This window comes from Kangiella geojedonensis (assembly GCF_000981765.1).
Classification (GTDB): Bacteria; Pseudomonadota; Gammaproteobacteria; order Enterobacterales; family Kangiellaceae; genus Kangiella; species Kangiella geojedonensis.
Map to the genome: position 1 here is coordinate 2,414,757 of NZ_CP010975.1, position 14,977 is coordinate 2,429,733.

At 43.0% G+C, this 14,977-nt stretch carries 20 protein-coding genes; 17 read left to right on the forward strand and 3 right to left on the reverse strand.

Annotated elements, in window-relative coordinates; translation table 11 throughout:
- The first annotated feature begins 44 nt into the window (after window positions 1-44).
- On the forward strand, window positions 45-605 hold the full coding sequence (locus TQ33_RS11125; protein ID WP_046562102.1) for a DUF1415 domain-containing protein: 561 nt from the start codon (window positions 45-47) through the stop codon (window positions 603-605).
- On the opposite strand, the gene TQ33_RS11130 is transcribed toward TQ33_RS11125, so the two are convergent.
- Window positions 589-1,230: a uracil-DNA glycosylase family protein gene (locus tag TQ33_RS11130; protein WP_046562488.1), complete on the reverse strand. Its 642-nt coding sequence runs from the start codon at window positions 1,228-1,230 to the stop codon at window positions 589-591. The two genes, TQ33_RS11125 and TQ33_RS11130, sit on opposite strands and share 17 nt — an antisense overlap.
- Window positions 1,231-1,390: 160 nt before the next feature.
- Here TQ33_RS11130 and TQ33_RS11135 point away from each other — a divergent pair, with 160 nt between their 5' ends.
- Window positions 1,391-1,612, forward strand: a complete 222-nt coding sequence (locus tag TQ33_RS11135) for a helix-turn-helix domain-containing protein (RefSeq protein WP_046562103.1) — start codon at window positions 1,391-1,393, stop codon at window positions 1,610-1,612.
- A gap of 93 nt (window positions 1,613-1,705) precedes the next feature.
- The gene (locus tag TQ33_RS11140; RefSeq protein WP_144405978.1) at window positions 1,706-2,227 is read left to right on the forward strand and encodes a hypothetical protein; all 522 of its coding nucleotides are present in this window, start codon (window positions 1,706-1,708) and stop codon (window positions 2,225-2,227) included.
- 31 nt (window positions 2,228-2,258) lie between these two features.
- Here the strand turns inward: TQ33_RS11140 and TQ33_RS11145 are convergent, their stop codons facing one another.
- A complete protein-coding gene (locus TQ33_RS11145) occupies window positions 2,259-3,086 on the reverse strand; it encodes an RluA family pseudouridine synthase (protein WP_046562105.1) in 828 nt (275 codons plus the stop codon).
- Window positions 3,087-3,135: 49 nt separating this feature from the next.
- Here TQ33_RS11145 and TQ33_RS11150 point away from each other — a divergent pair, with 49 nt between their 5' ends.
- Together TQ33_RS11150 and TQ33_RS11155 are read left to right on the forward strand one after the other, a co-directional pair.
- Entirely contained in the window at window positions 3,136-3,912 is a 777-nt protein-coding gene (locus TQ33_RS11150; RefSeq protein ID WP_046562106.1) for a class I SAM-dependent methyltransferase, read from the forward strand.
- Window positions 3,913-3,933: 21 nt separating this feature from the next.
- Entirely contained in the window at window positions 3,934-4,221 is a 288-nt protein-coding gene (locus TQ33_RS11155; protein WP_046562107.1) for a peptidylprolyl isomerase, read from the forward strand.
- Here the strand turns inward: TQ33_RS11155 and rsmD are convergent.
- Window positions 4,218-4,823 (reverse strand): 16S rRNA (guanine(966)-N(2))-methyltransferase RsmD, encoded by a 606-nt coding sequence (gene rsmD, locus TQ33_RS11160; RefSeq protein WP_046562108.1) that lies wholly within the window; start codon window positions 4,821-4,823, stop codon window positions 4,218-4,220. The genes TQ33_RS11155 and rsmD overlap by 4 nt on opposite strands.
- A gap of 101 nt (window positions 4,824-4,924) precedes the next feature.
- Here rsmD and ftsY point away from each other — a divergent pair, with 101 nt between their 5' ends.
- The 12 genes from ftsY to TQ33_RS11220 all read left to right on the forward strand — a co-directional run bounded on the left by ftsY (window position 4,925) and on the right by TQ33_RS11220 (window position 14,976).
- Complete coding sequence (ftsY, locus tag TQ33_RS11165; protein ID WP_046562109.1) at window positions 4,925-6,286, forward strand: signal recognition particle-docking protein FtsY; 1,362 nt, start codon at window positions 4,925-4,927, stop codon at window positions 6,284-6,286.
- 32 nt (window positions 6,287-6,318) lie between these two features.
- The gene (gene ftsE / locus TQ33_RS11170; protein WP_046562110.1) at window positions 6,319-6,999 is read left to right on the forward strand and encodes a cell division ATP-binding protein FtsE; all 681 of its coding nucleotides are present in this window, start codon (window positions 6,319-6,321) and stop codon (window positions 6,997-6,999) included.
- Complete coding sequence (gene ftsX / locus TQ33_RS11175; protein WP_046562111.1) at window positions 6,996-7,979, forward strand: permease-like cell division protein FtsX; 984 nt, start codon at window positions 6,996-6,998, stop codon at window positions 7,977-7,979. Before ftsE ends, ftsX begins: the two co-directional genes overlap by 4 nt.
- 161 nt (window positions 7,980-8,140) lie before the next feature.
- Window positions 8,141-8,719 carry a YceI family protein gene (locus tag TQ33_RS11180; protein WP_046562112.1) on the forward strand — a complete coding sequence of 193 codons (579 nt, stop codon included), beginning with the start codon at window positions 8,141-8,143 and terminating at the stop codon, window positions 8,717-8,719.
- A 236-nt stretch (window positions 8,720-8,955) separates the two neighbouring features.
- On the forward strand, window positions 8,956-9,807 hold the full coding sequence (gene rpoH / locus TQ33_RS11185) for an RNA polymerase sigma factor RpoH (protein WP_046562113.1): 852 nt from the start codon (window positions 8,956-8,958) through the stop codon (window positions 9,805-9,807).
- Window positions 9,808-10,072: 265 nt separating this feature from the next.
- A complete protein-coding gene (locus TQ33_RS11190; protein ID WP_228640176.1) occupies window positions 10,073-10,864 on the forward strand; it encodes a substrate-binding periplasmic protein in 792 nt (263 codons plus the stop codon).
- A 159-nt stretch (window positions 10,865-11,023) separates the two neighbouring features.
- Entirely contained in the window at window positions 11,024-11,776 is a 753-nt protein-coding gene (locus tag TQ33_RS11195) for a beta-ketoacyl synthase chain length factor (protein ID WP_046562114.1), read from the forward strand.
- The gene (locus TQ33_RS11200) at window positions 11,760-12,548 is read left to right on the forward strand and encodes a lysophospholipid acyltransferase family protein (RefSeq protein WP_046562115.1); all 789 of its coding nucleotides are present in this window, start codon (window positions 11,760-11,762) and stop codon (window positions 12,546-12,548) included. Before TQ33_RS11195 ends, TQ33_RS11200 begins: the two co-directional genes overlap by 17 nt.
- Window positions 12,535-12,798, forward strand: coding sequence for a phosphopantetheine-binding protein (locus TQ33_RS11205; protein ID WP_046562116.1), 264 nt, complete (start codon window positions 12,535-12,537; stop codon window positions 12,796-12,798). The genes TQ33_RS11200 and TQ33_RS11205 overlap by 14 nt, the downstream gene beginning before the upstream one ends.
- Window positions 12,798-13,055, forward strand: a complete 258-nt coding sequence (locus TQ33_RS11210) for an acyl carrier protein (protein ID WP_046562117.1) — start codon at window positions 12,798-12,800, stop codon at window positions 13,053-13,055. The genes TQ33_RS11205 and TQ33_RS11210 overlap by 1 nt, the downstream gene beginning before the upstream one ends.
- Window positions 13,055-13,624, forward strand: a complete 570-nt coding sequence (locus TQ33_RS11215) for a COG4648 family protein (RefSeq protein WP_046562118.1) — start codon at window positions 13,055-13,057, stop codon at window positions 13,622-13,624. The genes TQ33_RS11210 and TQ33_RS11215 overlap by 1 nt, the downstream gene beginning before the upstream one ends.
- Window positions 13,624-14,976 (forward strand): AMP-binding protein, encoded by a 1,353-nt coding sequence (locus TQ33_RS11220; RefSeq protein ID WP_046562119.1) that lies wholly within the window; start codon window positions 13,624-13,626, stop codon window positions 14,974-14,976. Before TQ33_RS11215 ends, TQ33_RS11220 begins: the two co-directional genes overlap by 1 nt.
- Window position 14,977 lies beyond the last annotated feature (1 nt).

Sequence of the window (14,977 nt, forward strand, 5' to 3'; positions counted from 1 at the left end):
GCGAATCTGCTACAATCGGCTCAATTCAACGAAATAAGACTCTAATGGTCGATCTTCCAACTGACAATATCATTGCTAGTGTCCGTTATTGGCTATCACAAACGGTTATTGGCTATAACTTCTGCCCATTCGCACGTCGTGAATTTGTTAAAAATACCATTAACTATACGGTATCGTCGTCGAATAGCATCGAGCCTGTGCTTTATGAGCTCGTTGATGAGTTAACTTTTCTTGAGCAAAATCCTAGTGTCGAAACCACTTTAATCATTCTTCCTCAAGGCTTCCAATCCTTTGATGATTACCTTGATTTGGTGGATTACAGCAATCAGCTGCTTGAGCGGCTGGAATACAGCGGAGTTTATCAAATCGCCAGTTTTCACCCTGACTATTGCTTTGACGGGTTGGATAAAGATGATCCCGCTAACTATACCAATCGCTCACCTTACCCGATCCTGCATATTCTTCGTGAAGCAAGTCTCGACCGAGCCCTGGAGAATTATGATGATCCAGAATCAATTCCCGACAACAACGTCAAACTGGCTCGTGAAAAGGGTGTGGCAACATTCACCCATATCTTAAAAAAATCTTTTAAAACAGAGCCTTAAATACTGATTCTTGCAACTCAGACAACAAAGTTTCTCTAAACCACGGATTCTTTTTTAGCCAAATATTATTACGTGGGCTAGGGTGGGGCAGGGGAAAGTAAGTTACGGCTTTTTTGATGCCATTATCAACACCTTCGCTACTTTTAACGTCTATTTCCTGATATTTTGCCCAATCTTTAACAATGGGGGTTATCGCTTGTGACTTTTTGATGCCGAGGTGCCACTGTAAGGCATATTGGCCGATAACCACTACCAACTCCAACTCTTTCAAGTGTCCTAAAAGTTTATGCTGCCAAGTTTGAGCACAAATTGGGCGAGGAGGGAGGTCACCTGATTTCCCTTTACCGGGATAACAAAAACCCATGGGTAAAATAGCGAACTGCTTTTCATCATAAAAGGTTGTTTCTTCCACACCGAGCCATTCACGGAGCCTAACGCCACTCGCGTCATCAAAAGGGCGTCCACGCTCATGGGTAATTTTCCCTGGTGCTTGGCCCGCTATTAGAATCTTTGCGTCGGGGCTAAACTGAAGTATCGGCTTCGGCCCAAGCGGCAAATCATCACACAGCTGACATTTCCGTGCTTGCTCAACGACTGGCTCAGTTAAAGGCAATCTGTTGCTCATACCATTTCTCATCATGTTATTAACTGCTCCATAGTATCAAGCCTTATAAGACCATCCAACCCATACTGAGCCACTTAGAAAACATGATAAACAGACATTATTTTATGATAAACATAAAATATATATTGACTTACAATAAACACGATCGTATTCTTTCAGCATGAAAATACAAATCAATTTAGATATTGAGATGGCAAAAAATAAAATGTCACTCAAAGAACTTTCGCAGAAAATCGGCATATCGATGACCAACCTTTCTTTGTTAAAAAATGGCAAAGTTAAGGCTATCCGATTTTCTACTTTAGAGGCGGTTTGCAAAGAACTGAATTGTCAGCCTGGCGATATTCTCGCGTATGTTGACGATAAACCGGAAACGGAATAAATAATAATGGAGACATTCATGAAGAAAGACTATTTACTACCGGGGATCATAGCCCTATTTCTGGCAATTATATTCCCCGTTTATTGGGTGCTTATGTTTAATTCCCGACTAGAGGAAGTTGCTAACTGGGCAGGGCTTATTCAACCTAAGTTAGACATTTATAGCTGGGTTTTCCTTTTTATTGGTGCTATTTCTATCTATTTATATGCGTATCTTAAGAAGATACTCCATGATCAGCTTAATTTTAAAAAGGTTGATGTATTACTAACCTTAATTATCATTAACTCAGCCATTTTCTATAGTGGGATCTTTATATCGGATGTCCTTGCTAACTTGGGTTATGCCCTAGCCTGGACAACCACAGGTGTTCATATCTTTGGTGTCATTTGTATCGTTATCTTCGGTATTCTAGATATTGTGATTGGCATCCTTTTACTCGCCAATCACCGCGACTTACCGTCATATTTAGTGATTTTAGCCGTTATTTCGCTACTTTTAGGATTGTTTGAAGTTAGTGTTATTTTTAGCATAGCGTCGATAGTTATTTACCCTCTATACCTCATATTTTTGGCCGTGTTCTTCTTGCGCAAGCCTGAAACCGTAGAGGTCGTTTAGCCCAATATCGAGAGTACTCTTATCTTAGCCACTATAGTTGATAGTGGCTTTTTTCTTTTGAAATAGGGCACACGAAGCTCAGTTGGTACGCTTGAAGCTGTAAATCCATATCGTCATCACCACCATTTCCATGTAGCCGATCACCCACAATAGGGCAGCCCAAGCTGGCTAAGTGACGCCGGATTTGATGCTTGCGCCCCGTTTCGATCCTCACTTCAACGTGACTATTATCGCCATCAAAGCTGATTTCTTTAGCATGACTTTTAGCCGGCTTCCCATCAATGGCTTGATTAATTGTGACCTGCGGCTCTGGCAACCGCCCATTCACCTGCGCACGGTAGATCTTTTCCACTTCTCGCTTTGCAAAGAGCTGGGATAAGGCTGCGGCAACTTTTTTATTGTGCGCTAGTACCATCAATCCCGATGCTGCCCGGTCCAGCCGGTGCACAACATAAGTTTGGCGATTATAATCAAAGTATTGCTCTACTAATCGACCTATAGAACAATGGTCGCCCCATTTTGAACCTTGCGCCCAAACCCCGTAGGGTTTATTCCACACCGAATAATCACCCTCATCTGCGACCAACTCGGGCATCTCAACCGTTTCACCTAAGACCTTTTCGTTATAGTATAAAAACAGCTGATCACCCTCTTTTATTTTGCTGTTCTTACGACGAATAGGTCTCGCAGTACCCGTTTTCTTGTTATTTTTTGACAGCCAAACCGCACCTTTTGCCATCGCATCTTTGACTTTCTGCTTTGACAAACCGCTCGCAGAAGCTAATAATTCAAGCGGGTTTTGCTCTGAGGATGCGACTGAAACCTGTATTTCTATATTCAATGCGTCTGTTTCTATCATAATAATTTAATTTGCTTTTTTAGCTTCTACTGTAGGATTTTCTGTGTCAATGAACTTTGCTTTTTTAGCCAAGCCCAATACTCCACAAGCTCCTAGTTTACTGAGGGACTTGCCAACTGTCACTGACCAATCTCAAGTCAGCCAGTATGAGGGGTACTTCTACTATAACCTCGAGAATCCACAGCCTTTTTTGTCTTTCGCTGCGCCACTGGATAATAAAGAAGCCAGCTTTACGCTCGATTTAACATCGGGTGCTATCGCCTATCGACGTCAACATGGAGGAGGGCGTAAGCAACATATCGCCAAGGCGTGCGGACTCAAGCATAACTGGAACCCCAATATTTTAGACGCAACCGCCGGTTTGGGTAGGGATGCTGCAGAGCTTCGCAGCCTCGGCTGCTCTTTGCGCATGATCGAACGCTCACCTTTTGTTGCCAGTTTGCTTGATGATGCGATCCAACGTGCTCAGCAATCCAATGTTGAATTATTTCACTCGGACTTTTCCCTATATCAAGGCCAGTCCGTGCAGTTGATAGAGCACTTAAGTCAGCAACAACAGCCTGATATTATATACTTGGATCCGATGTTCCCACCGAAGTCCAAGAGCGCTGCGGTAAAAAAAGAAATGCGCTTAGTGAAGTTGTTGGTTGGCGACGACCCCGATGCAGACGAACTATTGCCCGTCGCACTTAACCACGCCAAATACCGCGTGGTGGTCAAAAGACCCAGCTACGCGCCTTTCCTCAACAACCAAAAACCCTCGATGAGCATCGAAAGCAAAGGCAATCGCTTTGATGTATATGTGCTATCATCTCCTTCATTCTAGAAACATCAAAGACAACACCTTATGAACAATAAAGCCGCAGCATTACACATCTTGGTTAAAACCGAAGCAGAAGCTCAAGCGCTTAAGACTAAAATAGAGAAGGGCGCTGATTTTTCGACACTCGCCAAAAAACATTCCATGTGTCCCTCAAAAAAGCAGGGCGGCGATCTTGGAGAGTTTAAAAAGGGCGCAATGGTAAAGCCTTTTGATCAAGCTGTTTTCGCTAAAGACAGTGACGAAAAAAACGTCATTGGTCCGGTTAAAACACGTTTCGGTTACCACCTCATTCGGGTGCTATACACCAGCTAACTTACTCGATACAACCGATACTGCAGCTGGCCCGCTTTTTTGTCCTTTAGTAGCTGCCAATTTTCGGGCAGTTCGACTTCAAGCTTCTGTTCTATTTCTAAATAAATCAGAGCCTCTTCTTTCAGCAAGTTAGTTTGCGCTAACTTACTTACAACTTCTTGTGCTAAGCCCTGATGGAAGGGGGGATCTAAAAAAACGATATCGTAGGGCTGGTGTTCTTGCAGTAGAAATTGCTTGGCGTCTTGGTGCATCAAACTACCCATTTCAGCTCCAAGCAAACCTAAGTTAGACTCCAGTTGTCGCGCAGCTTTTTTATTCAGCTCAACAAAATCAACACTAGCCGCTCCACGTGATAATGCTTCTATCCCAACGGCTCCAGAGCCAGCAAATAGATCCAAGCAACGAGCCCCATGAATGTCACTTTGCAACCAGTTAAATAACGTCTCGCGCACACGATCCAGACTTGGCCTGAGTCCCTCCACTTCAAAAAACTTTAACTTTCGACCTTTCCATTGGCCGCCAATAACTCGAAACTGCCCGCTTTTGTTGGGCTTCTTTGTCGTGCGACGAGCGCTATCGACATATTTTTCGCGGTTGGCCATTGTGCTCCTAAGCCTCGGTAAAAAGCTGACGCTTGCTTGTCTAAAGTGGTAGGATAGCGCTTTTATTGTGTTGAATAAATAGAGAAGGTTCTAATCGGCTCATGAGCGATGACAAATCTAAAAAACGTGGCCTTTTTGGCTGGTTTGGTAAGAAAGACGAAACTCCAACCAACGAATCTGACAGTAACTCCACGCCTGAAGAATTAGAGGAAAAGCTTGAGCAAGCTGAGGAAGCGCTGGAGCAGGCGATTGAAGAAGATTTGGAGCAGCAGCTTGATGCTGACACCCTTGAGACTTCTGAAGAAGCAGCACCAGAACCGACGAAAGCCGACGACAGTACCCCTCCTAACCTTGCTGATCGGGCAAATCAATCAAATGAGCCAGTTGATTTAGCGGAAGAAACCGAAGAGGTTGTCTCAGATACGGTTAACGAAGCAACTAACCAAACAACTGAAGAGCAAGCTCCTGTAGACGAGTCGAATGACACTCAGTCAGCCACTGGCGACACTCAAGATAAACCCACCAAAAAAGGTTTTTTCGCACGCCTAAAAAGCGGCCTTAGCAAAACCCGTACGCAACTCACTAGTGGCATCGCGGACTTAGTGCTCGGCAGTAAGCAAATTGATGAAGAGTTGCTGGAAGACATCGAAACCCAATTATTAATGGCGGATGTTGGCGTCGAAGCCACGCGTCGAATCATTGATGATCTCACTGACAAGTCCGAACGTAAAGAACTCAAAGACGCCCAAGCGTTAATGGACAGATTACGATTACTTCTCTCAGAAATTCTTGAACCATGCAGCGCGCCACTTGAATTAACCCATAAGCCTCATGTTATTTTGATGGTTGGTGTAAACGGTGTGGGTAAAACCACCACCATTGGTAAACTCGCTAAAAAATTCCAGCAAGATGGTAAGTCTGTCATGTTAGCCGCTGGCGATACCTTCCGTGCGGCTGCGGTCGAACAACTTCAAGTGTGGGGTGAGCGCAATAATATTCATGTCACCGCACAACATACTGGCGCTGATAGTGCTTCTGTTATTTATGATGCATTGCAATCTGCGCAACGACGTGACATCGACGTGCTGATCGCTGATACCGCAGGACGCTTACACACCAAGTCTAACTTGATGGAAGAGCTGGCTAAGGTGAAGCGTGTGATGCACAAGCTTGACCCAAGCGCGCCGCATGAAGTGATGCTGGTGGTTGATGCTGGAACCGGTCAAAATGCGTTAAACCAAGCCGAACAGTTCCACAAATCGATTAATTTGACTGGCGTCACGATCACAAAACTGGATGGCACGGCAAAAGGTGGTATTATCTTTGCATTAGCAGATAAACTAGAAATCCCAATTCGCTTTATCGGTGTTGGTGAAGGAATTGATGATCTTCGAGAATTTAATGCCAGCGACTTTATTGAGGCTTTATTTGGCTCAGAAGCTCATTCAGAGTCGCCACAATAACAATCGAATCAATAGGATATTTATAACTATAAATGATTGAATTCCATCAGGTTTTTAAAAGATACGAGGGCGGGCATGAGGCTCTTAAAGGCGTTAGCTTTGGTTTGCCCCGTGGTGAGATGGCTTTTTTAACTGGCCACAGCGGTGCTGGTAAAAGTACGCTATTAAAACTCATCGCCTTGATGGAACGCCCTACGCGTGGGCAAATCATTCTTGATGATATCAACATCTCTAACGTTAAAGATCGCCAGGTTCCCTATCACCGCCGTAAGATTGGCATGATTTTTCAAGATCACCGCTTACTGTTTGACCGCACGGTTTACGACAACGTCGCCTTGCCTTTAATCATTGCTGGCGTTTCCGATCGTGATATTCCTAAACGCGTCCGTGCCGCATTGGATAAAGTTGGCTTATTGAGCAAAGAGCGTCAATTGCCCATTCAGCTTTCTGGCGGAGAACAACAGCGAGTAGGTATCGCCCGCGCCGTGGTTAATAAGCCCCCTTTGTTATTAGCGGATGAGCCAACGGGTAACCTGGATCCAGAGTTGTCCGAAGATATCATGAACCTGTTCGCTCAGTTTAATCAGGTTGGGGTGAGTGTTCTCATTGCTTCACACGACTTAGGTTTAATCGCTCGCATGAAGCACCCAGTCATCGCCCTGAAAGAAGGGCGCACCATACGTAATGAACTGGCTGAGGTGGACTTCGTATGAGCAACCAAAAGGTCAGCACAAAAAGGGCTAGCGCCACCAGCTACAAAGTCAGCTTTCGCGACCGTTTCCGTACCGCGCTAAAGCTACACAAAGAAAACAGCATCCAAACACTACTCGATATATTGCGCCAGCCGACGAATAGCTTGATGACTATTTTGGTGTTAGCTATTGCTTTGGCCCTACCATCAGCCTTCTACTTGTTTATGACCAATGCTAAAGCTGTTTCACAATCATGGGATGGTGGCATTAAGATGGCGCTTTACCTTGAGGATTCAGCGACTGAAAAGCAAGCTCAAGAATTACTGACAGAATTGAATCTTCGCCCCGAGTTTAAGCAGGTTACCTTTGTCAGCAAAGAAGATGCTTTACGGGAATTCAAAGACTATTCTGGCTTCGGCGACGCCTTAGATTATCTTGATAATAACCCGATGCCCTATACCATCACTCTAGAGCCCACCGCCTCCTTTAGTGACCCTGCAGCACTTGAAACTCTCGCCCAAGAGCTTGCTGACTTGGCGCAGGTTGATCAGGCCAAATTAGACAGCGACTGGATTAAAAAATATAATTCAATTCTTACCATTTCAGAGCAGGTGGCGACATTTGTCAGCTTGATGCTGGCACTTGGCGTACTTTTGATTGTTGGTAACACTATTCGTTTAGCTATATTAAACCGTCGTGAAGAGATCCAGGTGATCAAACTCGTTGGCGCGACCGATGCTTTTATCCGCCGTCCTTTTTTATATGCCGGTTTTTGGTATGGCCTGATCGCTGCTTTGCTGGCTGCCTTGATGGTCAACATAGTGTTCGTCTTATTGAAACAATCGACCAGCCAACTCGCTCAACTCTATAGCAGTGAGTTTTCTTTATTGGGGTTAGCGCCAAGCTTTACGCTCGGTTTATTGGTCATTGGTGCCTTACTTGGCTTAACCGGTGCTTGGGTCTCCGTTAGAAAGCATTTAAAAGACATCAATCCTCAGTAATCGATATCCTCACTCTAAAGCCTGCTTCCATCTAGCCTGTTTGTAACTATTTGCTGATTAAATAGTCAATATTGATACTATGCATTTGCTTGATGGCGCTAACCTTGTTAAAAATAGTCCATATTTTTTACTAAGCGAATATCCCAAGCGAAGGACCCACAATGAAACAATTAATGACTGGCATTATCGCCGCAACCGCTATTGCCTTCTCAAGTTCCTCTTCAGCTGAGCCTGTAGAGTATGAGTTTGATACTGTTCACAGCCAAATCATCTTTAAAATTAATCATTTAGGCTACTCTAACTCTTTCGGTAAGTTTCCAACGTTCCGTGGCGAATTGACTTTTGATCAAGAAGACTGGTCAAACTCTTCTACTAGCGTTGAAATTAAAGCTGCTTCTATCGATTTAGAAAACAAAAAGTGGAACGATCATATGAAAAATGCTGATTTTTTCCACGTTGATAAGTATTCAAAGCTCAGCTTCAAGAGCACAAAACTAGAGAAAACAGGTGACAACACAGGTGTTCTACACGGTGACTTGACAATTTTAGACAAAACTCGTCCCGTGACATTGGATCTGACGCTTAATAAAGCCGGTATTCACCCAATGTCAGAACAACAGCATGTCGGTTTTTCAGCGCGCGGCACCATTAAACGTTCAGAGTGGGGCATGACTTACGGTGTTCCAGCAGTGGCCGACGATGTTCACATTATTATTGAGGTTGAAGCATCGGCTAAGTAATTGATTTACCTAGGTTAGTATTAGGACTTCCCAAACCCTAGCCTAGGGACTTCTTCAAGATGTAACACTTTCGATCAAAGCCCCGTCAATATTGACATTTCTTTACCACTTTTTTGATCAAAAGACTGAAACTTTTTGCTATATTTAGCACTCTTATTGACAAAGTGCTAAAAAGTTAGCACTCTCAAGAAAAGAGTGCTAATATCAACGTAACTATTAATTTTAGGAGGGGATGAATGAGCAATATCCCAATGAACATGGCGCTATCGGTACCAACAGGCAGTATTGACGGATATGTCAGCACGGTCAACGCCATACCTGTTCTCTCCGCTGAAAACGAACAGGCATTAGCGCACCGCTTTAGAGATGAACAAGATCTTGACGCTGCACGCCAGTTAGTAATGGCTCACTTACGCTTTGTCGTACATATTGCAAGAAGCTATAGTGGCTATGGTTTGCCGCAAGCAGACTTAATCCAGGAAGGTAATATTGGCCTGATGAAGGCAGTGAAACGCTTCGATCCAACTGTAGGCGTACGTCTAGTATCGTTTGCGGTACACTGGATTAAAGCCGAGATTCATGAGTATGTATTACGCAACTGGCGCATCGTAAAAGTTGCAACAACGAAAGCTCAGCGCAAACTGTTCTTTAACTTACGTTCTAAGAAAAAATCGTTGAACTGGTTAAATAATGAAGAAGTTAAAGCGGTTGCGGACGATTTAGGCGTCAAACCTGAAGAAGTGCGTCGCATGGAAGGTCGCTTAAATGCACGCGATGCTGCGTTTGATGCACCAGCTCAAGAAGACGACGAAAGCGCGGCTTACGCCCCGGTTCACTACTTAGAGGCGAGCAACGCAGATCCAGCCCAAGAAATTGAGCAAGAGCAATGGCAGGGCCAACGTGAAGAACGTTTAATGTATGCTTTAAAGACATTGGATGATCGTAGCCAAGATATCCTGCAACAACGCTGGTTGGGCGACCAAAAAGCAACATTGCACGAGTTGGCTGATAAGTATGGTGTTTCAGCTGAGCGTATACGTCAGTTAGAAAAGAACGCCATGAATAAGATCAAAAACGCGATTAACTAATCGTTCGTTTTACTTCGAAAAGCAGGCTTCGGCCTGCTTTTTTTATGCCGCCCCCCTTTATCTCATTGGTTCTCGAGCAGTAAATCCGGCCTTATATCTCTCGAAAGTCACTAAATTTGTCACACAAAAACTACCAATGTATAAATATTTGACACTTTTTGGCTAAAAAACCATCTATTTCTCCTGTTAATACTTGATCCAGTTCACATTTCGTAGCAGTATAAAATACACACAATAAATAAACGCTGGACTGGGGAGGCGCTCAATGACAATGACCAAGCTGATATCCATATTAACTATCTTCCTGTTAACAGCATGTGGCGGTGACGAGGGAGCTGAAAACACTGAGAAAACGGTCAGCAAAGCAAAACGTGATTGCAGTTTAAGCATGGGGTGGGAGTCACGAGCTCCATACCAGTTTGAACGCAATGGTGAAATTACCGGTATTGATGTTCAAATCTTCAAGCAAGCGGCCGATACCATCAACTGCGATGTTACTTTCGTCGAAAAATCATGGACTGAGTTGTTAACGGACTTAGAAAAAGGGGAGCTGGATGTGCTAGCAGGCGCTACTGTCACGCCCGACCGTGAAGAGTTTGCTAACTTTTCACCATCTTACCGTGATGAATCTTTTACTCTCTTTATTCGTGCTAGCAATAGCTACAATGGTAATACTCTAAGTGGCTTCTTAAGTCGTAGCCAAAAAGTTGGTATTACTAGCGATTATTTCTACGGGCAAGAAGTCTACGAACTGATGAATCACCCACAATACTCCAACCTATTCGTTGATTCAAAGTCAGGCGAACAAAGCTTCTTTAATATCCTTTATAGTGAGATTGATGGCGTCTTAGCAGATCCCGTTGAAGGTCACTACATTATCAAGCGCAAACGTCTTGATGATAAGATCAAAGCATCGAACGTCCACATCCCAAGCGATAGTGTGGCATTTATGTTCAGCAAGAAAACGGTCAAAGACAAACAACTAGAATCGTTACAGAAAGCTATCAAAGGCATGGTTGATAATAATCAAGTACAGCAAGTAATTTCTCAGTTTTAAATTTTTGACTGATAAAAAGCCGAGCTATTTGCTCGGCTTTTTTTGTCGTATGCGAACCGTCATAGCGGTTTGATGTTATGAAATTTTTCCGCTAGACTTCGCACACATCAATGCTGTTGATAGCACATCATATTAAGTTAAACGGATAGAATCATGACAATGAGTAAGACACTTTCCTTAAGCATTCTATCCTCCTATTGCTGGCTATCAAAAGATTCACTAAAAAACACTAACCTCCCCCCATCGTCACTTAAAATCTTTGATGTTGAAGACATCGTTCTTAACCAAATTCCACCAATAAAGCGTCGGCGTTTAAAGGGCTTAAGCAAAATGGCGATGCATACCTCGCTTAGTTGTTTAGACAAAGTCAATTTTTCGGCTGACGAGGTTTATACTGTCTTTGCATCACAACACGGTGAAATTGGCCGTACAACCAGCATTGTTAACGATATTGTTGATGGTAATGACATTTCGCCAAAAGACTTCAGTCTTTCGGTTCATAACTCTTCTTTAGGTCTATTTTCTATTTTTAATAAAAATAAGCACTTTGGCACCAGCATTGCGGCTGGTAGCAATACTTTCGGCTTTGCATTGCTGGAAAGCTACAACCTACTGAAACGTAACCCTAAACAAACAGTATTATTAACCTGTTTTGACTTGGAAGTTGACCAACCTTTCGGTAGATTACAACAACGCAAGTATCCCAGTTATAGCCTTTCATTATTGCTTTCTTTGAATAAGGCTAACGCCCAAGATATCAGTTTCAGCTTTGAACGATCCGATATTGAACAATCGTCACATCAGCCTTTAGCGATTGCCTTTTTTGAGTTTTTGCAGGGTGAAATAACCGCCGCACAGTTAAGTTCAGCCGATTACCACTGGAAGTTCAATAAGCATGCTCCATCGGCTTAATTACATCTGGCGAGTATTTGCCACAGGGCTGTCCTTCACTACTTTTGGCTTGGGGGGACTGTTCTTATCGCTATTTGTTTTCCCGGTGATAAAAGTTTTCAATCCCGACCCCGACATTCGAAAGCGTAAAGCTCGTTATTTAGTTCATCGTTCTTGGCGCTTTTTTATCAGTTTTATGCAGAGTTTGGGGATTTTTAGCTTTGATCTCGAGGCTGCGCGCAAAGAACTTCAAGGCGTTGAAGGTAAAGTCATTATCGCTAATCACCCAACCTTAATTGATGTGGTCGCTTTAATATCCCTTATCCCAAGAGCCGATTGTGTGGTGAAACAAGGTTTGTGGAATAACTTCTTTTTGAAAAGAGTCGTCCGAGTAGCTGATTTTATTAATAATGATCAAGATGTGAATAAGCTCATTGAAAGCTGTAAAAAAACCCTCGAAGAAGGGTATAATCTAGTCGTATTTCCTGAGGGTACTCGCACAGTTCCTAATCAACCGTTAAAATTACAGCGCGGCGCCGCAAATATTGCTATTCGCTGCCAACAAAAACTTTTGCCGGTGATCATCGACTGCAACCCAACCACATTAACTAAACAAGAAAAGTGGTACCAGATCCCATCACGACGAGCTAAGTTCTCCATGCGTGTGGTCCAGGAAATCAACATTACTCCGTTTTTGCAAATGGATAAAAGCGAATCAATCGCTGCAAGAAGATTAACGGAGCATATTAAAACAGTGTTTACTGAGGAAATTTTGAAGAATGAGACCAATTGAAAACGAGATCAAAGCGGTCATTATTGAATCACTTGATCTAGAAGATATTAGCATTGATGACATTGAGACTTCTGAGCCATTATTTGGGGATGGCCTCGGTTTAGATTCTATTGACGCACTCGAATTAGGATTAGCCTTAAAAAAGAAGTTTGATATAAAGCTTGACTCTAACTCTGAAGAATCGAAAAAACATTTTTATTCAGTCAGCACTTTAGCAGACTTCATAGAGCAACAAAAAAGGACTGCGTAATGACTAAGTTAGAAACAAAAGAGCAAATCTATCAACAACTTGTTGTTATTTTGGTAGAAGACTTTGAAGTAGAGTCTGATGATATCAGTTTAGAAGCTAATCTCTATACGGATCTTGATCTCGATAGTATTGATACAGTGGACTTGGTCATTAAACTTCAAGAGATCACTGGGAAGTCCGTTAACCCTGAGACTTTCAAAGCCGTTCGCACTATGCAGCACGTTGTTGACGCAGTTTATGACCTAGTACACGACTAATGGCTCTATTGCTCAAAGTTGCCATCGCTTTGGTAGTATTAGTATATCCCATAGCGATCTATTTTGGGCTTCAGTATCTTCAGCCTAAATATTTAGCCATCAGTTTAGCAGCCTTAGTTATACTGCGTGCACTCTTCACAAACAACCAACTTCTTAAGGCCGTAAAAGGGCTTTGGGTTGTCATACTAGTGGTAGGATTAACTCTTGCCGGTTTTAGTTACTTTAAAAACACCGATCTTGGCTTAAAGCTTTATCCCGTGATTATTTCTGCCAGTTTCCTCGCTTTATTTAGCTACAGTCTCTTTAAACCACCCTCTGTTATTGAACGCTTAGCACGCCTTCAAGATCCAGATTTACCACCAGATGGAGTTCGTTACACCAGAGCAGTGACACAAGTATGGTGTGTCTTTTTTGTCTTCAACATGACAATCGCGCTATACACCGTTTTCTTTTCTACTACCGAAATATGGGCGCTTTATAACGGTTTCATATCCTATTTGTTAATGGGGGTTTTATTTATTTCTGAGCTAGCTTACCGCAAATGGGTTCTACAAAAAGGCGGTGATTAATGGATCACATCACAGCACAAATTAAACAATTACTTGAAAGCGACAGCGACCAGCTGGTCGCATTTAACGACAGACAGTCATTTTCTCGTCGTGATTTTCAAAAGCATGTTTTGCAAGCCGCGGCGAACCTTGAGCAGCTTTCCCATCAAAAGTATTTGCTATTTGCTGATAACACCTATGATTTTGCCGTTAATTTTATGGCGTTAATCATAGCTGGGAAAGATATCGTGTTGACCGCTAATACCAAGCCTGACTGGCTTAAATCCATTGGTCAGTCCTATCAAGCAGTCCTTTCTGATTCGTCTGATGCTGACAGTTTGTCGATTACACATTACCTCAACAGTGTTGCTCCTACTGACAAATTAGACATACCCAACAACCTGCTAAACATTCTCTCCCAGAGCAAGATCCAATTTTATACCTCAGGCTCCAGTAGCGAGCCTAAGGCCGTTTCCAAGCACTTCTCTCAATTGTTGTTAGAAGCACATAATTTAGAACAGTTGTTCGGAGCAGCTATCAGAAATAGCAAAGTCTTCGCCACAGTGTCGCACCACCATATTTATGGCCTTATTTTTAGGTTGCTCTGGCCTTTATTTTACAAAAAGCCGTTTAACACCAATATTTTGCTTTACCCTGAAGAATTAGTAGCCGCCAGTCAGCATTATTCAGATATCTGCTTAATCTCCAGCCCTGCTTTTTTATCGCGTCATGATAAACAGCTATCCGATATAGCGTTAACTCAATGCTTTAGCTCAGGGAGTCTTCTGTCGCCCAAAGCGGCTCACTTAACGCGAAAGCAATTCAACCTTTATCCCGTCGAAGTATTTGGTAGTACAGAAACCGGGGGCATTGGGTATCGCACCCAAGCCAATAATAATACTGTCTGGAGCCTGTTTCCCAGCGTCGCATTAACGCTCAACAAAGAAGGGCGGGCTAGGCTAACGTCTCCGTATATACCAAATCCTGAGTACCTAGATGATAACATTGAAATCATTGGGGAGAGTCAATTCCGCTTACATGGACGCACTGATAGAGTTGTTAAAATCGAAGAAAAAAGAGTGTCGCTAGATGCTCTCGAACAAGCTATAAAGGAGTCGAGCTTGGTCGACGACTGCAAAGTTGTTGTCATACAACAGCATAGAACTTTTATTGGCGCTGTGGTTGAACTTAGCGATAGTGGAAGCGATTTTTTAAAGAACCACTCTAAACTCCAGCTCAACCAACAACTTAAAGAGATGCTAGATTCAAAGTTTGAGGCAGTTGCGATCCCGAGAAAGTGGCGTTATTTTGACCATTTACCCTATAATTCACAGGGAAAGCTTCCCATCAACACACTGGTCACACTATTTTAAT